Annotated in this window: 14 protein-coding genes and 2 pseudogenes; 9 read left to right on the top strand and 7 right to left on the bottom strand. The window is 70.6% G+C overall.

Annotation, left to right across the window (positions count from 1 at the left end; genetic code table 11):
* Window position 1 precedes the first annotated feature (1 nt).
* From OG819_RS37090 to OG819_RS37075, 4 genes and pseudogenes are all read left to right on the top strand, one after another.
* Window positions 2-976 carry a catechol 2,3-dioxygenase gene (locus OG819_RS37090; RefSeq protein ID WP_266633415.1) on the top strand — a complete coding sequence of 325 codons (975 nt, stop codon included), beginning with the start codon at window positions 2-4 and terminating at the stop codon, window positions 974-976.
* A gap of 316 nt (window positions 977-1,292) precedes the next feature.
* Window positions 1,293-1,721, top strand: a complete 429-nt coding sequence (locus OG819_RS37085) for an amidohydrolase (protein ID WP_266633417.1) — start codon at window positions 1,293-1,295, stop codon at window positions 1,719-1,721.
* A gap of 13 nt (window positions 1,722-1,734) precedes the next feature.
* Window positions 1,735-2,082, top strand: a pseudogene (locus OG819_RS37080) (thiamine pyrophosphate-binding protein); the annotation flags it as partial.
* Window positions 2,083-2,245: 163 nt separating this feature from the next.
* Window positions 2,246-3,136 (top strand): Ldh family oxidoreductase, encoded by an 891-nt coding sequence (locus OG819_RS37075; protein WP_323139436.1) that lies wholly within the window; start codon window positions 2,246-2,248, stop codon window positions 3,134-3,136.
* 93 nt (window positions 3,137-3,229) lie between these two features.
* Here the strand turns inward: OG819_RS37075 and OG819_RS37070 are convergent, their stop codons facing one another.
* Complete coding sequence (locus tag OG819_RS37070) at window positions 3,230-4,180, bottom strand: alpha/beta hydrolase (protein WP_266633419.1); 951 nt, start codon at window positions 4,178-4,180, stop codon at window positions 3,230-3,232.
* A gap of 132 nt (window positions 4,181-4,312) precedes the next feature.
* Between OG819_RS37070 and OG819_RS37065 the strand changes: the two are divergent.
* A pseudogene (locus OG819_RS37065) lies at window positions 4,313-4,396 on the top strand (carboxylesterase family protein); the annotation flags it as partial.
* An 11-nt stretch (window positions 4,397-4,407) separates the two neighbouring features.
* Here OG819_RS37065 and OG819_RS37060 read toward each other — a convergent pair.
* Both OG819_RS37060 and OG819_RS37055 read right to left on the bottom strand, forming a co-directional pair.
* Complete coding sequence (locus OG819_RS37060) at window positions 4,408-5,079, bottom strand: response regulator transcription factor (protein ID WP_266653474.1); 672 nt, start codon at window positions 5,077-5,079, stop codon at window positions 4,408-4,410.
* Window positions 5,048-6,352, bottom strand: a complete 1,305-nt coding sequence (locus OG819_RS37055; protein ID WP_266633423.1) for a sensor histidine kinase — start codon at window positions 6,350-6,352, stop codon at window positions 5,048-5,050. The genes OG819_RS37060 and OG819_RS37055 overlap by 32 nt, the downstream gene beginning before the upstream one ends.
* A gap of 297 nt (window positions 6,353-6,649) precedes the next feature.
* Between OG819_RS37055 and OG819_RS37050 the strand changes: the two genes are divergently transcribed.
* Both OG819_RS37050 and OG819_RS37045 read left to right on the top strand, forming a co-directional pair.
* Window positions 6,650-7,420, top strand: coding sequence for an ABC transporter ATP-binding protein (locus OG819_RS37050; RefSeq protein ID WP_266633429.1), 771 nt, complete (start codon window positions 6,650-6,652; stop codon window positions 7,418-7,420).
* Window positions 7,420-9,990: an FtsX-like permease family protein gene (locus tag OG819_RS37045; protein ID WP_266653472.1), complete on the top strand. Its 2,571-nt coding sequence runs from the start codon at window positions 7,420-7,422 to the stop codon at window positions 9,988-9,990. Before OG819_RS37050 ends, OG819_RS37045 begins: the two co-directional genes overlap by 1 nt.
* A 105-nt stretch (window positions 9,991-10,095) precedes the next feature.
* Here OG819_RS37045 and sthA read toward each other — a convergent pair whose 3' ends face one another.
* From sthA to OG819_RS37025, 4 genes are all read right to left on the bottom strand, one after another.
* On the bottom strand, window positions 10,096-11,499 hold the full coding sequence (gene sthA, locus OG819_RS37040; RefSeq protein ID WP_266424233.1) for a Si-specific NAD(P)(+) transhydrogenase: 1,404 nt from the start codon (window positions 11,497-11,499) through the stop codon (window positions 10,096-10,098).
* Between the two features lie 83 nt (window positions 11,500-11,582).
* Window positions 11,583-12,917, bottom strand: coding sequence for an enolase C-terminal domain-like protein (locus tag OG819_RS37035; RefSeq protein ID WP_266653470.1), 1,335 nt, complete (start codon window positions 12,915-12,917; stop codon window positions 11,583-11,585).
* 43 nt (window positions 12,918-12,960) lie between these two features.
* Window positions 12,961-14,298 (bottom strand): gluconate:H+ symporter, encoded by a 1,338-nt coding sequence (locus OG819_RS37030; RefSeq protein ID WP_266633435.1) that lies wholly within the window; start codon window positions 14,296-14,298, stop codon window positions 12,961-12,963.
* Between the two features lie 100 nt (window positions 14,299-14,398).
* Window positions 14,399-15,358, bottom strand: a complete 960-nt coding sequence (locus OG819_RS37025) for a 5-dehydro-4-deoxyglucarate dehydratase (protein ID WP_266633437.1) — start codon at window positions 15,356-15,358, stop codon at window positions 14,399-14,401.
* Window positions 15,359-15,463: 105 nt separating this feature from the next.
* Here OG819_RS37025 and OG819_RS37020 point away from each other — a divergent pair, with 105 nt between their 5' ends.
* A complete protein-coding gene (locus OG819_RS37020; RefSeq protein ID WP_266633439.1) occupies window positions 15,464-16,252 on the top strand; it encodes an IclR family transcriptional regulator in 789 nt (262 codons plus the stop codon).
* 83 nt (window positions 16,253-16,335) lie between these two features.
* On the top strand, window positions 16,336-17,136 hold the full coding sequence (locus tag OG819_RS37015) for a metallophosphoesterase (protein WP_266633441.1): 801 nt from the start codon (window positions 16,336-16,338) through the stop codon (window positions 17,134-17,136).
* Window positions 17,137-17,200 lie beyond the last annotated feature (64 nt).

The raw sequence follows: 17,200 nt of genomic DNA, 5'->3' as shown, positions 1-17,200 counted from the left end.
TATGGCCCCGCCCCTTGGCGACATCGCCCACCTCGGGCACGTCGAACTGCTCACCCCGGACCTCGACGGAAGTCTGCGGTTCTTCACCGACTACCTCGGCCTGACGGTCAACGGCCGCAGCGGTGACTCGGTCTATCTGCGGACCTGGGACGACTACGAGCACCACAGCCTCGTCCTGACCGCGCACGAGACCTCCGGTCTGCGCCGCACGGCCCTGCGCGCCTCCAGTGAGGAGGCCCTGCAGCGGAGGGTCAAGGAACTGGAGGCCGCCGGTCACCAGGGCCACTGGACCGAGGACGAGCCGGGCCTCGGCCCGCTGTACGTCACCGCCGACCCCGACGGCCACGAACTGGCCCTGTACTGGGAGTCCGAGTGGTATCAGGCCCCGGACGAGCTGAAGCCGGGGCTGAAGAACCAGCCCCAGGCCAAGCCCGGTCACGGTGTGGGCGTACGTCGCCTGGACCACGTGAACTACCTGGCCGCCGACGTCGCCGCCAACGCCGACTTCCACCAGCACCTCCTCGGTGCCCGGCCGACCGAGCAGATCCAGCTCGACGGCGGCAGGATCGCCGCGAAGTGGCTGACGTTCACGAACAAGTCGTACGACGTCGTCTACACCGAGGACTGGACGGGCTCGCGCGGGCGGCTGCACCACATCGCGTTCGCGACCGACACCCGCGAGGACATCCTGCGCGCCGCCGACCTCGCCCTCGACACCGGCGTGTTCATCGAGACAGGCCCGCACAAGCACGCCATCCAGCAGACGTTCTTCCTCTATGTCTACGAGCCGGGGGGCAACCGCATCGAACTGTGCAACCCGCTCACCCGGCTCGTGCTGGCCCCCGACTGGCCGCTGATCACCTGGACCCAGGCCGAGCGGGCCAAGGGACAGGCGTGGGGGCTGAAGACCATCGAGTCCTTCCACACCCACGGCACACCGCCGATCGAGCAGACCGACCGCGGCACGGACAACTGAGAGCAGGCCGGCGAAACGGACGGGGCGGCACACGACTGTGTGCCGCCCCGTCCGTTTCACCTGCTGTTTTTCTCCCGGTGCGGCGGCCAGGAACGGTCGGCTGGATTGTTCCTGAGATTGTTGGCAAAAGTGTTGACACTCAGGGAACGGGAACCTTAGCGTCGTGCGCACCATCGGGTCAGCCGCTCGAACCGCACCGGCCCGCCGCACTCATCCCCTCCAGGGACACCGCTCCCGGACGAGAGGAAACAATGATGTCTCCCTCCCCAGACCTGCGCGCCCGTGGGACCGGACTGGCCACGCTGGTCGTCGGCCTGTGCTGGCTGGTCGTGCTCAGCGTGAGCTCGGCCAGATCGCCGCCAAGCACCCCGGGCTGAAGATCATCATCGACCACATGGGCATCATGGCCCGCTGCGTGGACGACGCGATCGGCTACTGGGTCCAGGAGACCGCGGACCTCGCCGAGCACCCCAACATCTACGTCAAGGTCTCGGCCCTGCCGGGCTACTCGACGCAGCCCTTCCCGAACAAGAACATCGAGAAGTACGTGCGCGAGATGGTCGACAAGATGGGCCCGCAGCGCTGCTTCTACGGCACCGACATCACCCGGTTGCTCGGCCACGGAATCACCTACACCGACACCATCGAACAGTTCACCAAGCACTGGGACTTCACCCCCGAAGAGCTCGAGTGGATCACGGGCCGAGGTATCTCCGAAGTCCTGAACTGGCCGATCGAGGGCTGAGGAAGCACACGAGATGACGGACACCCGGAACCCCCCAGGCACCGACGGGGGCGATGCCTTCGTGGCCGCCTTCAACGCCGTCGGCGCCGACTACCCCTTCTGCTCCTCGGTGTCCGAATGGGCCCCGGTGTGGGAGTCCCTCGCCCGCCGCCACCGTGACGGGCTTCCGTGCCCGCGCTACCTCGACCTGACCCACGAGACCGTCGCCGTCGGCATGGCCACCGGCTACGGACTTCTCACGCGCCGGCCGCAGGGCGTACTGCTGCACGCGGCTCCCGGCCTGCTGCAGGGCTCCATGGCCGTCCACGGCGCGCTCCTCGCCGGCGTCCCGATGGTGGTCGCCTCCTCGGAGTCGACGACGTACGGCGATGGACCCGGTCAGGATCCGGGCGGCCAGTGGTACCGCAACCTGTCCGTCGTGGGCGGCCCGCACGGCGCTGCCCAGCCCTTCACCAAGTGGTCCAACGAGGCGGCGAGCGTCCACGTCCTGCCCACGATGATCACGCGGGCGGCGGAGCTGTCATCTGGAGCTGCTCGCCAAGGGGGTGGCCAACGCCAAGCCCGAGATGACGGTCGAGTCCAGTACGCCGGCGGTCGCCGTCCTCGACGCCGACCGCGCGCCCGGCCCGGTGGCCCTCACCGCGGCCGCCGAGGAGGCGGTGACCCGGGCCAGGGCGGCGGGCATCGCCGCCGTGGGGGTACGCCGCACCGTCCACACCGGCGCCATCGGTTACTACGTGTCGAAGATCGCCGAACAGGGCCTGGTCGGCATCGCCTTCGTCGCCGGGATGCCCAACATGGGCTACACCGGGGTCAAGGGCGCGGCCGTGGCTACCAGCCCGCTCGTCATCGCCGTACCCGCCGAGAGCCACGCGCCGCTCCTCCTGGACATGGCCACCGCCACGATCGCCCTGGGGAAGATCCGCCAGGCCAGGGCGAGCGGCACCCCGCTGCCCGAAGGGGCCGCCGCCGCCGGGGACGGCACCCCCACCACCGATCCGGAGAAGGCGGTCATGCCGCTGCCGTTGGGCGGCGCCAAGGGATCCGGCATGTCGCTGGCCTTCGAACTGCTCACCAGCGTGCTCGTCGGAGCACCGATCTTCGCCGCCTTCCACTCGGACGATCCCCAGGGCCGCAGGCACCGCCAGAACGCCCTGCTCATCGCCGTCGACCCGGCGGCCTTCGGGGACGCGGACGGCTTCACAGCGGCCGTCGACGCCACTCTCCGCACGCTCAAGGGCCTGGCCGCGGCGGACGGCGCCGAGGAGGTTTTCTACCCCGGGGAGCGCAGTGCCGCCGTGGGTGTGCGGCGTGCCGAGAAGGGGGTACCCGTGGCGCCGAAGGTGTGGCGTGAACTGACGGAGAGTGCGGGCAAGTTGGGCATCACGCCACCCGAGGCCCGCTCGCTGGGCTGACAGTCGCCTCCATGGAGAGGGGGATGGAGGAGCGGGTGGCCGGGGCGTCCGATGCGCGGTGGGCGCCCCGTCCGCCTCGGGGCGGACGCCCGCTCAGTCCGCCTTGCCGGTCCCGGTGTCGACGGCCCGCCGTACATGACGGGCGATCAGGGCGTAGATCTCCCGGGCCTTCTCGTCGTCCTTGCCGTCGTACCCGTGATCGACCTGGGGCACGTCGTGGTGCTCGACGAGGGCGCCCGCCCGCTGAAGGCGCTCGGCGTAGCGCACGCCTTCCGCCTTCAGGAGGTCGTACTCCGCGGTGACGACCAGCGCCGGGGCGATGCCCTTGAGGTCGGTGGTGTCCGAGGGGTGGGCGGGCGACACCAATCGGTCGGCGCGCTCGCGCGGGTCGGGCACGTAGCAGGTGTCGAAGACGTCCGCCATCCATGGCCGCAGCACCGGTTTGGCGATGGCGGCGTGCTTGTCCTTGGCGCTCGTCGCGAGATCGAGCGGTGCGTAGTGCAGGACCTGGAGCGCGATCGAGGGCCCGCCCTCCTCGAGTGCCTGACGAGCTACGGCCGCGGCGAGACCGCCTCCGGCGCTCTGGCCGCCCACGGAGAGCCGGCTGCCGTCCCAGCCGTGCTCGGCGCCGTGCTCGGCGATCCACCGGACGACCTCGAAGGCCTGCCGGGGCGGAGCCGGGAAGGGGTGCTGCGGAGCGACGACGTAGTCCACGTTGAGCACGGTCACCTCCGCTTCGGCGGCGAGGAAACGGCAGAGCGGATCGTCGATCTCCGTCACGGGCATGACGTAGCCGCCGCCGTGGAAGTTGACGTGAACCGGCGGTGGTGGGCCCTCGCTCGCGGGCGGGTACACCGTGACCCGGGCCGGGGCGACCGAGGTCGGGATGGTCAACTCGCGTACGGTGCGCGGGAGCTCGGGGAGGCGGGCGTGACAGGCGGCGGCGGAACCGCGGCCGCTCGGGCGCCGGTCGGCCGCCAGGGCGAGGCGCTGCATCGACTTGGCGGCGAAGGAGGCCATGGCGTGCCTGGCGAGGAGGGACATACGGTTCCGATCGTCGAGCCGTGTCGTCGAGCCGGGTGGCCAATCGACAGGATTCCTGGCAATTGGTGGGCCGATGCTAGCACGGGCGATCGAATCTCCCCAGGCGCTCTCAGGTGCTTGCCAGACTTGCCAGACCAGATAGCGGCCCCGCGCTGGGTGCGCAGGAATATCACCGCCTTCGGCGGCGACCCGAACCTGGTGACGGTCACCGGGCGGTGCTTCCGTGGTCAGTTGACCCCGCGCGGTACGACCAGTCCGCAGTCGTACGCCAGGATCACGGCCTGGACACGGTCGCGCAGCTGGTACTTCTCCAGGATGTGGGCGACGTGTGTCTTGACCGTGGTCTCGCCCACGCCGAGTTCGAGCGCGATCTCCGCGTTGGACAGGCCGCGGGTCAGGGCGCGCAGCACGTCGAGTTCGCGGCCGGTCAGGGCGTCGAGCTTCGAGGGCACGATCGGCGTCGTGGGCGCGGCGAGGTGGGCGAAGCGGCCCAGCAGCCGGTGGGTGACGCGTGGGGAGAGCACGGCCTCACCGTCGGCCACCGTACGGATCGCGCCCACCAGGGAGTCGGCGGGACCGTCCTTGACCAGGAAACCGCTGGCCCCGGCGCGCAGGGCGTCCACGACGTGCGCGTCCAGGTCGAACGTGGTGAGGATGACGATCCGGCTGGGCGAACCCGACTGCACGATCCGGCGGGTGGCCTCGACGCCGTCCATGTGCGGCATCCGGATGTCCATCAGGACGACGTCGGGGCTGAGTGCCTCGGCGCTCTCGACGGCGGCGGTGCCGTCCGACGCCTCGCCGACGACGACGATGTCCGGTTCGGCCTCGAGGATGAGCCGGAATCCCGTCCGGATCATGGGCTGGTCATCGACCAGCAGGACGCGGATGGATCGCATGCGGGGCGTGCCCTTCGTGCTGGGGGTCGGGTTCGGGGGAGGGGAGCGGGACGACCGCGTGGACGCAGTATCCGCCGCCCGGGCGGTTGCCGGTGTGCAGGGAGCCTCCCACGGCGCCGATCCGTTCCCGCATGCCGACCAGACCGTGACCGGAGCCCCTCGCCAGGGTGGGCGGTCGGGAGGTCTCGTCGTCCTGCGGCGGCCCGTCGTCGCAGAGCCGCACGGTGAGCCGGTGCCGCTCCTGCTCCCAGGCGACGGTGAGCGCGGTATGGGTGTGACCGGCGTGCTTGAGGGTGTTGGTGAGGGCTTCTTGTACGACGCGGTAGACGGCGAGTTGTGAACCGGCCGGCAGCTCGGCGGGAGTTCCCCTGGTGTCGAACTCGACCTGGAGTCCGGCGGCGCGCACCGAGTCGACGAGGGCGGGAAGGGCGTCGATGGTGGGCTGCGGCGGTTCCTTGTTCGGATCGCTCTCGGCCTCCTCGTCCGTCCGCAGCACGTCCAGGAGCCCGCGCAGCTCGGTGACGGTGGCCCGTCCCGTCTTCTCGATGGTGCCGTGCAGTGCGTGGGCCTTGGCGCTGTCACGGTCCTGAACCCGGTCGGCGGCGATGGTCTGCACGACCATGAGGCTGACGTTGTGGGCGACGATGTCGTGCAACTCGCGGGCGATCCGGGCCCGTTCCTCCATCACGGCGGCCCGCGCGTTGGCGACCTGTTCGCGTTCGATCGCCGCGGCCCGTTCCAGCGCCTGGTTCTGGATGGCGGTGCGTGCCCTGGACAGCCGGCCCAGCGCCCATGCGGCGACCAGCAGCACCGTCTCGGTCAGCAGGGTGGTGACACGGTGCCCGGCCGGGGCGAGCAGCGACTCGGTGACGGCCGCGGCCGGGATGAGCACCGCCACCACGAGGGTCGCCGTACGGGGAGCGGACCGTACGGCGGTGAGGAGCACGCCCGTGGCCACGCCCACGTAGGTAGGCCCGATGGAGGTGCCGTCGGGCCCGGAGAGCTGCGGGATGTAGTGGAGGCCCTGGAGCGCGGCGGCCGCCGCCGACATCACCAGCAGCGCGGGCAGCGGAAACCGGCGGTGGACGGCGAGCGGCAGCGCGGACACCAGCACGAGCACCAGGAACCACACGTCCGGCGAACGCAGTTCGGGTCCGCCGGGAGGCATCGCCAGCGGCACGGCCGCGCATCCGGCGATGAGCAGCAGGGCCAGACCCGCGTCCGTGACGGCCGGGGGCACACGGCGCCCGGCGAACGAGTCCATCAGGTCCATGCGCCCCACGTTAGACGGCCCAACGCGTGCGCTGATCTGCCCTGGGGGTGAAAGCGCGCGGCCGGTCTCCTCCGTGGCGGCATCGTCCGCAAGGAGGAGGCGCCCCGCGTGACCGGCGGCGCGAGGAGACCGTGTCCTCCTGCGTACGGCGGAGGACACCGGCGATCTCGCCCGACCGGGGGAGACCACGGCTCGACGGTGCGGCCGAGGCCACGCCCCGCCGTCCCCGATGGACTTGGAGCACCACTCACGGAACGCCGTGCGAGAAGTGGGAACTTGAGAAGTCGAGGAGTCACAGTGCGGTCTTGGGGCCAACAACCGGACGGGCCGGCCACCGGTCGGTACGCGGTACAGCTGACGGACGTGACCAAGCGGTACGGGGACGGCCCCTCGGCCGTCCTGGCGCTCGACAAGGTCGACGCGGCCATCGCACCCGGCACGTTCACGGCGGTGATGGGCCCCTCGGGATCCGGCAAGAGCACCTTCCTGCACTGCGCGGCGGGCCTCGACCGGCCCACCTCGGGCGTGGTCCGCCTGGGCGCACAGGACCTGTCGACGCTCAAGGAGCGACGGCTCACGGAGCTGCGCCGCACGCGCATCGGCTTCGTGTTCCAGGCGTTCAACCTGCTGCCCTCGCTGACCGTCGAGCAGAACATCACGCTGCCCCTGCGGCTGGCCGGACGACAGGCCGACGCGGGCTGGTTCGACCACATCGTGAAAGCCGTCGACCTCGGCGACCGGCTCGCACGCTTCCCCGCCCAGCTCTCCGGCGGCCAGCAGCAGCGAGTGGCGATCGCGCGCGCCCTGGTCACCCGTCCCGAGGTGATCTTCGCCGACGAGCCGACCGGGGCGCTCGACCCGGAGACCGCCCGGGACATCCTGGGGCTGCTGCGGCAGGCGGTCACCGATCTGCACCAGACGGTGGTCATGGTCACCCACGACCCGGTGGCCGCCGCACACACCGACCACGCCCTCTTCCTGAGCTCCGGACACATCGTCGACGCGTTGGCCGAGCCCAGCGCCGACCGCGTCGCGGAGGTCATGGCCGGCCTGCGGAGGACCGCCTGATGCTGAGCCTCGCCCTGCTGACGCTCAAGGCCCGCAAGGGCGGATTCGTCGGCACCTTCGTCGCCCTGCTGCTCGGCGCCGCCGTCCTGAGCGCCTGCGGGATCCTGCTGGAGTCGGGAATACGCGCCGGATCCTCCCCCGAGCGGTACGCGGCGGCCGACGTCGTCGTAGCGGGCCGCCAGGAAGTCGAACAGAGCTTCAAGGACGTCGACGGATCGACCGTCAGGCAATCCGAGCCGCTGCCCGAACGCGTACCACTGCGCGCCTCGTTGGCCGACCGGATCACCGGCGTCGACGGAGTCAAGTCCGTGATCGCGGACACGGGCGCCCCGGTGCGGCTGGTGACCGATGCCGGACAGCCGGTGCCGGGACGCCATGGCGCGGGGGTGGCGGCCCACAACTGGTCGGGCCTCGGCCTCGGCGACTTCCGGCTGACCGCCGGTCACGCGCCACACGCCGCCGGGGACATCGTCCTGGACACCGGACTCGCCGCACAGGCCGGCGTCCGTCCCGGCGACGACATCCGCCTGATGACCTCCTCCGTGCCGCACATCTTCCAGGTCGCCGGACTGGTCGCCCTGAAGGACGGTGACGCACCCCGCCGGTCGGTGGCGTTCCTGGCCGACGCGACCCTGCGCCGGTCGGTCCCCGAAGCCTCCGTCCAGGCCTTCGGCGTCCTCGCCGCGCCCGGCACATCACCGCACCGACTTGCCGACGCCATCAAGTCCACGCTCCACGACCACACCCTCGCCGTGCACACCGGGGAGGGGCGCGGCCGGGCCGAGTTCCTCGACGTCACCGTCAGCGGCTCCAACCTCGTCGTCCTGGCCGCCGCGATCGGCGGCAACGTCCTGCTCGTCGCCGTCTTCGTCCTGTACGCCACCACGTCCCTGTCGATCCGCCACCGCCGCCGGGAGATCGCCCTGCTGCGCGCGATCGGCACCACCCCCGGCCAGATCCGGCGCATGGTCGCCGCCGAAGCCGCCGCCACCGGCCTGCTCGCCGGTGTGCTGGGCTGCCCGGCGGGTCTGCTGCTCGTGTACTGGCTGCGCGACCGGTTCGCCGGACACGGCATCGTCCCGGCCGACTTCTGGCTCGCCCTGAGCCCCCTGCCCTTCCTCGCGGCGGTGCTCGTCACCGTCCTGACCGCGCTGGTCGCGGTGGTGTCCGCCGCGCACCGCGCGACCCGGATCCGGCCCACCGAAGCCCTCGGCGAAGCCGCCGTGGAGACCCCCGGGCTCGGCCGCGGACGGCGGATCACCGGCGGTGTGCTGCTCGTGCTGTCCGCGGGGATCTTCGTCACCGGACTCGTCCAGAACGCCGACTTCTTCACCCTCGTCGGGCTCGCCAACTCCCTCGTACTCGTTCTCGCCACCGCCGTCGCGGTCCTCGGCCCGCTGGTCTGCCGTACCGCCGTACGCCTGCTCGCCCCACTGCTGAACCGGACCGGTGTCACGGGCTACCTCGCGGCGGCCAACACCCGGGCCAACGTGGCCAGGCTGGCCGGCGCGATCACCCCGCTCGTGCTCGCCGTCTCCTTCTCCTCGACCGTCGTCTTCGCGCAGACCACCGGGCTCAGGGAGTCGGCCGACCAGCTGCGGGCCGGGCTCGTCGCCGACCACGTCCTCACCGCGCCGTCCGGAGTGTCACCCGAACTCGCCGAGAAGGTGAAAGACATGAAGCAGGTGGCGTCGGCCACCGGACTGGTCAGGTCCAAGGTCGTCGCCATCGCCAAGATGTTCGGCATCCAGGATTCCGTCTCGCTCAGCGCGCAGGGCGTGGATCCCCGGGCACTCGGCAGCGCCCTCGATCTGCGGCCGAGGGAAGGGAACTTGAAGGCCCTGTCACGGAACACCGTGGCGATCAGCACCACCACGGCCTCCTGGCTCGGGCTCGGAGTCGGGGACACCGCCAGGCTCCACCTGGGCGACGGCACCCCGCTGCGGGCCAAGGTCGTCGCCGTCTACGAACGCGGCTTCGGATTCACCGACGTGACCATGGACCACGACCTGCTGCTCGCCCACACCACCGGCAAGGTCGACGAGTCCGTCCTCGTACGTTCCGCCCCCTCGGCACCCGACCTGACCCAGGCCCTGTCGCACGTGGCCGCGGCCTACCCCGGCACGGTGCTCCGGGACGGCCTCGCCGTGGACGACCAACTGGCGCAGCAGCGGGCGAACGCCTGGGTCAACTACCTGGTGGTCGGCGTGATCATCGCGTACACCGCGATCACCGTCGTCAACACGCTGGCGATGAACACGGCCGCGCGCCGCCGGGAGTTCGCTCTGCTGCGGCTGTCGGGCACGGCCCGCGGGCAGGTCGTGGGCATGATGCGGCGGGAGAGCGTCATCGTCATCGCGGCCGGGGTGGGCATCGGGACCCTGCTCTCCGTGTTCCCTCTCGTCCTCGTGTCGATGGCGGTGAGCGGTACCCCGATCCCGGCCGTGCCAGGCCTCGGCTACCTGGCGATCGCCGGCGTGACGGCGGCCCTCGCGGCCGCGGGCACGATGCTGCCGACGCGGATGCTGTTGAGCATCCGACCGGTCGAGGCGATCGGTGCGAAGGAGTGACATCGGCGTGAGGGCGAGGCCCGGGCGCCCTACCAGGCAACCCGGGCCTCACCCGTGCCAGTTCTGCCCGTGCCGGGTCCCACCTGTGCCGGGGCCTGGCGGTGGTCAGTCCCTGAGGCGGTCTATCTGACGGATCTTGTTGGTGGCGTCCAGGGCGGCGACCTTGTAGGACTCGGCCAGTGTCGGGTAGTTGAACACCGCGTCGACGAGGTAGTCGACCGTGCCGCCGCAGCCCATCACCGACTGCCCGATGTGGATCAGCTCGGTGGCCCCGGTACCGAAGCAGTGCACGCCGAGCAGCTTGCGGTCGTCCGGGGAGACCAGGAGCTTGAGCATGCCGTGCGAGTCGCCGATGATCTGGCCCCGGGCCAGTTCGCGGTAACGGGAGATACCGACCTCGAAGGGCACACACTCCTCGGTGAGCTGGTCCTCGGTGCGGCCGATGAAGCTGATCTCGGGGATCGTGTAGATGCCGATCGGCTGCAGGTCGTGCATCGGGTGCACCGGCTCACCGAAGGCGTGGTACGCCGCCGTACGGCCCTGCTCCATCGAGGTCGCCGCCAGGGCCGGGAAGCCGATCACGTCGCCCACCGCGTAGATGTGCGGCACCTCGGTGCGGTAGTTCTCGTCGACCTTGATGCGACCGCGCGGGTCGGCCGACAACCCGGCCTTGTCCAGGTCGAGTTCGTCGGTGAGGCCCTGTCGGCCTGCAGAGTACATCACGGTGTCCGCGGGGATCTTCTTGCCGCTCTCCAGGATCGTGAGAGTGCCCCGTGGATGACGTTCGACCGCCGCGACCGTCTCCCCGAAGCGGAAGGTGACCGCGAGGTCCCGCAGGTGGTACTTCAGCGACTCGATCACCTCGACATCGCAGAAGTCGAGCATCCCGGCCCGCTTCTCGACCACCGTGATCTTGCTGCCGAGGGCCGCGAACATGGAGGCGTACTCCATGCCGATCACCCCGGCCCCGACGATGACCATGGAGCGCGGCACCCGCTCCAGGTTGAGAACGTTGTCCGAGTCCATGATCGTCTGCCCGTCGAACGCCACGCTCGCGGGCCGCGCCGGCCGGGTGCCGGTAGCGATCACGATGTGCTCGGCCGTCAACAGCTTCTCGTTGCCGTTCGCCTCGACCAGGGCGACCGTGTGGTCGTCCACGAAGCGGCCGGTGCCGGCGAACAGGGAGATGTGGTTGCGGGACAGCTGGCTGCGGATGACGTCGACCTCGCGGCTGACCACGTGCTGGGTGCGCGCGGTCAGGTCGGCGACGGTGATGTCCTCCTTGAGGCGGTAGCTCTGGCCGTACATATCGCGCTGGGTGAGGCCGGTGAGATAGAGGACCGCCTCACGCAGGGTCTTGGAGGGGATGGTCCCGGTGTGGATGGAGACCCCACCGACCATGTCGGGTCGGTCGAGGACGGCGACCCGGCGGCCGAGCTTGGCCGCGGCGATGGCGGCCTTCTGACCACCCGGGCCGGATCCGATGACAAGCATGTCGAAGTCGCGCACCCTCCGGAGTCTGTCAGGCGCGGGTCCTCACCCGGAAGGGTGAATGGGCAACAGTCCGTCTCACATGAGGGATTGAGGGAGGCTCAGCGCACAAGACACGGACGCTTGCTGTCGAACTCCCAGCCGGGGACCAGGTAACGCATCCCGACGGCGTCGTCCCGCGCCCCCAACGCCTTCTCCCGGTAGAGCTCGTGGGCCGCGAGGAGCCGCTCCATGTCGAGCCGGACACCGAGACCGGGCGCGTCCGGCACGGCGATCTCCCCGTCGACGATGCGCGGCGGCGCGACGGTGAGGCGCTCCAGGCCCTCCTGCCAGATCCAGTGCGTGTCCAGGGCGTTGTACGCGCCGGGAGCCGCGGCCCCGCAATGCGTCACCATCGCCAGCGAGATGTCGAAGTGGTTGTTCGAGTGGCAACCCCAGGTCAGCCCCATCGCGTTGCACAGCTGCGCCACACGCACCGAGCCCTGCATGGTCCAGAAGTGCGGGTCGGCCAGCGGGATGGACACCGACTGCAGGGCCAGGGCGTGGGTCAGCTGCCGCCAGTCGGTGGCGATCATGTTGGTCGCGGTCGGCAGGCCCGTGGCGCGGCGGAACTCGGCGAGGATCTCCCGCCCGGAATAGCCGCCCTCGGCTCCGCAGGGGTCCTCGGCGTAGGCGAGCGTCCCCACCAGGGGCGCACACAGCTCGATCGCCTCGCGCAGCGACCACGCGCCGTTCGGGTCGAGGGTGATCCGCGCCTCGGGGAAGCGGTCCTTGAGCGCCCGTATGGCCTTGACCTCCTCCGTGCCCGCCAGGACACCGCCCTTGAGCTTGAAGTCCCGGAAGCCGTAGAGGTCGTGGGTTGCCTCGGCCTGCCGGACGATCGCCTCCGGTGACAGTGCCTCCTCGTGCCGGATCCGATACCAGTCCTCGGCCGCGTCGGGTGCGCGGACGTACTCCAGATCCGTGCGGTCGGGGTCACCGACGTAGAACAGATAGCCGAGAACCCGTACGGAATCGCGCTGCTGCCCGTCCCCCAGGAGCGCCGCGACGGGTACGTCGAGGTGCTGCCCCAGCAGGTCGAGCAGCGCCGACTCGACGGCGGTGACGGCGTGGACGGTGGTGCGCAGGTCGAAGGTCTGGGCGCCGCGTCCACCGGCGTCGCGGTCGGCGAAGCGGTCCCCGATCTCGCGCAGGACGCGCTTGTAGTCACCGACCTTCGCCCCGACGACGAGGGACTCGGCGTCGCGCAGTGTCCGCGTGATCTTCTCCCCGCCGGGGACCTCACCGAGACCGGTACGCCCCTCGGAGTCCGTCAGGACGACGACGTTACGGGTGAAGTAGGGGCCGTGCGCGCCGGAGAGGTTCAGCTCCATGGAGTCCCGGCCGGCGACCGGGTAGACGGCGAAGGCGGTGACGGTTGGCTGGCTCTTGCTCATGCGTCTCAAAGTCCTTGGGTACGGGGGTGATCGGGGGGTGGGGTCAGAGACTGAGGACGTCGAGGGCTTGCTCGACCGCCAGGACACCGCCCAGACCGAGGACGGCCAGCACGGTCGTGTACGTGGTGCGGACCTTGATCGCCTCGACGACCGAGAGGTTGAAGTACTCCTTGAACAGCCAGAAGCCGGGGTCGTTGACGTGGGAGAAGGCGATCGAACCGCAGCAGACGGCGAGCACCATCATCTCGGGATGCGCCCCGCTGCCCGCCAGGAGCGGCAGGACCACGCCGGAGGCCGTGACGACGGCGACCGTCGCCGAGCCCAGTGCCACCCGGAGGATGACCGCGATGAGCCACGCGAGGACGATCGGCGAGATGGACCAGCCTTGCGTCTGGTCCTTGATGTAGTCGGATATCCCGCCCTCGACGAGGACGTTCTTGAAGGCGCCGCCGGCACCGATCACCAGCAGGATCATGGCCATCGCCTGGGCGGCGGAGTTGCAGGAGGCGCTGACCTCCGCGAGGCTTCGGCCCATGCGCGGACCGAACGCCCAGATCGCCGACAGCAGGGTCAGCAACAGCGCGATCGGCGCGGATCCGATGAAGGCGACGAAGTGCAGGAACGGGCCCGAACCGGAAGTGGCCATGTCGGTCACGGCGGCACCGGCGATCAGCACCACGGGGAACAGGGCCACGCCCAGCGACCAGCCCAGCCCGGGCATCTCCTCGTCCTCGAACACCTGCTCACTGACCAGGCCCTGGGGGATCGTGGGATCCATCGCCCTGATGAACGGCAGCCGCGGCCACACCAGGGCGATCAGCGCGCCGACCGGGACGGCGATGAACAGGCCGTAGAACAGCGTCAGACCGACGGACGCGTGGAAGGTCGCGGCCACCGCGGTGGGGCCGGGGTGGGGCGGCAGGAAGCTGTGCATGGTCGACAGGGCGATCGACATCGGCAGCCCGACCCACAGCAGCTTTGCGCCGGTCACCCGCACCAGGGTGAACGCGATGGGCACGATGATGATGAAGGCGACCTCATAGAACATCGTCACGCCGATGAGCATCGACGTCACCACCATGGCCACCTGGACGCCACGCGGGCCGAAGGCGTCGAGGAGCTTGCCGGCGATGCGCTGGGCGGCGCCCGAATCCCCCATGACACGGCCGACCATGGCGCCCAGCCCGATGGTGAGCATCGTGTCACCGACCTGGCCGCCGATGCCTTCGGAGAGGACGTCCGGGATCTTCTCCAGCGGAATCCCACGGACCAGACCGACGCCGACCGCCACCAGCAGCAGGGCGGCGAAGCCGTTCAGTTTGAGCTTGGTCATGAGCAGCAGCAGGACCAGAACGCTGATCCCGACTACGAGGAGCGGCACGTTTCAGTTCCCCTTTGAACTGTTGGACCGGGTGACGGGTGACGGGTGACGGGTGACAAATGGCGGATGACAGATGACAGATGTCAGATGACGTCGTCTGTCAGGCGGACAGCCCTACGGCTCCCACCACGTTCAGACCGTCGTCGAGCACCTTCGCCAGCACGGCGAGGTCCTCCGGGCCCGGGTCCGTGAGCGGAGCGCGGACCCGGCCGACCGGCAGACCGCGCAGCCGGGCGGCGGCCTTGACCAGCGACACCGCATAGCCGGGCACCCGGTCGCGCAGCTCGACGAGCGGGACGTAGAAGTCGCGCAGGAGCTTGGTCACCCCCGCGTCGTCGTCGTCCCGCAGGGCGGCGAAGAAGGCGTTCGCGATCTCGGGTGCGAATGCGTGCACCGCCGAGGAGTAGGCGGGGACGCCCACGGTGGCGTAGGCGCGGGCCTGGATCTCGGCGGTGGAGGCGCCGTTGAAGAAGAGGAAGCCGTCGGGCGCCGCGAGCGTGAGGCGCTGGAGCCGGTCGAGGTCGCTGTGCCCGTCCTTGAGGCCGATGACCGTGGGGATGCCGGCGATCCGGCGCAGACTGTCGGCGGTGAAGGCGACCTGGCCGCGCTGGTAGGCGATCAGCGGCAGAGAGGTGCCGGAGGCGATCCGCCGCAGCTGTTCCACGAGGCCGTCCTGCGGGGCCGCGACCAGGTAGTGGGGGAGCACCAGCGCGGCGTCGGCGCCCGCCTCTTCCGCGATCCGTGCGAAACGCAGCGCCTGCGCCCAGCCGTAGCCGATGCCCGCGACCACCGGCAGCCGTCCATCGGCGACCTCGACGGTGGCCCCGACGACCGCGCGGTACTCGTCCTCGTCCAGCGAGAAGAACTCCCCGGTCCCACAGGCGGGGAACACCGCGCCCGGCGCGTTGTCCAACTGGGCGGTCAGGTAAGCGCGGTACGCCTCGAGATCCAGGCCGCCGTCCTCCCGGAAGCTGGTGAGCGGGAAGGACAGCACTCCGCCCGCCATGCCGTCCCGCAGTCGCTTGACTACGCCCTCGGTGGCCGCACTGAACTGTGTCATGAACTCTGTCCCCATATGCAGATGGCATCTATGTATGCAGATGGAGGCTAGGTTCGTGAACGCGCGGGGTCAATAGGTGCGGCACGGCGGATTTACGATGGGCCCATGCCGGAGAGCAGTGGTGTGCGAGAAGTGAAGTCGGCGGCCCGCACGGTCGCGCTGCTGGAACTGCTCGCCGGGCGGGGCGACCGGCCGGCCCGGCTGGACGAACTCGCCGCTCGGCTGGAGGTGCCGCGCAGCAGCATGTACCAGCTGCTGCAGACCCTCGTCGACCGCGGCTGGGTGCGTACCGACACCACCGGCTCGCTGTACGGCATCGGGATCCGGGCCCTGCTCACGGGCACCAGCTATCTCGACAGCGACCGGCACGTCCGGGTGGTCCGCCCCTACCTCGACGAAGCCTCGGACGCGCTGGGGGAGACCATCCACCTGGCGCGCCTCGACGGTGCGGACGTCGTCTATCTCGCGACCCGTGAGTCCCACGAGTACGCGCGCACCCTGAGCCGGGTCGGCCGACGGGTCCCGGCGCACGCCGGAGCCCTCGGCAAGGCTCTGCTCGCCGAGCGTCCGGACGATGAACTCCCGCTTCCCGCTGGGCCGTTGACCGCCCTCACGGAGAACACGCACACCGAGCCGGCCACCCTGCTCGCGGACCTCGCGGAGGTACGGGAGCGCGGCTACTCCATCGACCGCGAGGAGACGGTGCCCGGCGTCGCGGGCTTCGGCTTCGCCCTGCGTTACGACATGCCGGCCGTCGACGCCATCAGCTGCTCGGTCCCGGTGGCCCGGCTCACCGAGGAGCACGAGGCCCGAATCGTCGCCGTCATGCGGGAGATGCGGATGAAGCTCGAGTCCCTGCTGTCGCCCGCCTCGGGTGCTCCCGACTGGCGTTGACCGGTTCGGTGGCGACGGTTTCGGCGGCGACGTTTTCGGTAGAACGTCCGGTCCGGCACCGGGCGCGGTTGCTACCGTCAATCATGGACACGACGTTGTACGGCCCCGGCGCCTGGGAGGGGCCGGGGCGCCGCCATGGTCCCGTTCGACGGGTCGCGGTCGTTTCCGACGTTCACGCGAACGTTCCGGCGCTGACCGCGGTCCTTGCGGAGATCGAGGAGGCCGCCGTCGATCTGGTGGTCTCGTGCGGAGACCTGACCTGGGGCGCCGAACCCGACCGTACGGTGGAGCTGATGACCGCGCTGCCACGGGCCCTGTTCGTCCGGGGCAACGGGGAGCGGGCCGTCGTGGACATTCACCGCGGGGTCCGTCGGCCGAGCACCGAGCGCGAGGCGTGGGTGCCGCGGCAGCACTCGGGCGCGAGTGTCGCGTTCCTCGCCAAGATCCCCTTCAGTGTCGTCGTGGACGTCGTCGGGCTGGGACCCGTGCGGTTCTGCCACGGATCGCCGCGCGGCGACACCGAGCTGATCACACCCGCCACGCCTGCCGGGCGTTTCGCGGAACTGGCCGCTGACGTCGAGGAGGCGGTGATCGTGACCGGGCACACGCACCTCCAGTTCGACCGCACCGTCGCCGGACGGCGCAGCGTCAACCCGGGCAGCGTCGGGCTCCCCTTTCACGAGGGCCCGCCGGGCACCGCCTTCTGGGCCCTGCTCGGCCCGGACGTCGAGCTGCGGCAGACCTCGTACGACATCGACGCGGCCCGTGCCACCGGGCCCCGCACGGGCGACCCCGCCGCCGAACGCATCACCGCCCTGCTGAACACCCCGCCCACTCCGGCCGAGATCACCGCGGACGCGGAGGCGCGGGTCTTCTCCGACTAGGACCTGTCCGGTAGGACCTCTCCGGCCGATCCCCCCGGCGTGCTGCCCGGCGAGCAGTCGCAGC

It is taken from the genome of Streptomyces sp. NBC_01549 (genome assembly GCF_026339955.1).
Classification (GTDB): Bacteria; Actinomycetota; Actinomycetes; order Streptomycetales; family Streptomycetaceae; genus Streptomyces.
Note: the sequence above shows the minus strand (reverse complement) of the source record. Positions and strands in the feature narration are given on the sequence as shown.

Coding starts and splice junctions, on each gene's coding strand:
- OG819_RS37015 (WP_266633441.1), top strand. CDS start 16,336: ATGGACACGACGTTGTACGGCCCCGGCGCCTGGGAGGGGCCGGGGCGC.
- OG819_RS37035 (WP_266653470.1), bottom strand. CDS start 12,917: ATGAGCAAGAGCCAGCCAACCGTCACCGCCTTCGCCGTCTACCCGGTC.
- OG819_RS37055 (WP_266633423.1), bottom strand. CDS start 6,352: ATGGACCTGATGGACTCGTTCGCCGGGCGCCGTGTGCCCCCGGCCGTC.
- OG819_RS37070 (WP_266633419.1), bottom strand. CDS start 4,180: ATGTCCCTCCTCGCCAGGCACGCCATGGCCTCCTTCGCCGCCAAGTCG.
- OG819_RS37045 (WP_266653472.1), top strand. CDS start 7,420: ATGCTGAGCCTCGCCCTGCTGACGCTCAAGGCCCGCAAGGGCGGATTC.
- OG819_RS37060 (WP_266653474.1), bottom strand. CDS start 5,079: ATGCGATCCATCCGCGTCCTGCTGGTCGATGACCAGCCCATGATCCGG.
- OG819_RS37090 (WP_266633415.1), top strand. CDS start 2: ATGGCCCCGCCCCTTGGCGACATCGCCCACCTCGGGCACGTCGAACTG.
- OG819_RS37020 (WP_266633439.1), top strand. CDS start 15,464: ATGCCGGAGAGCAGTGGTGTGCGAGAAGTGAAGTCGGCGGCCCGCACG.
- OG819_RS37025 (WP_266633437.1), bottom strand. CDS start 15,358: ATGACACAGTTCAGTGCGGCCACCGAGGGCGTAGTCAAGCGACTGCGG.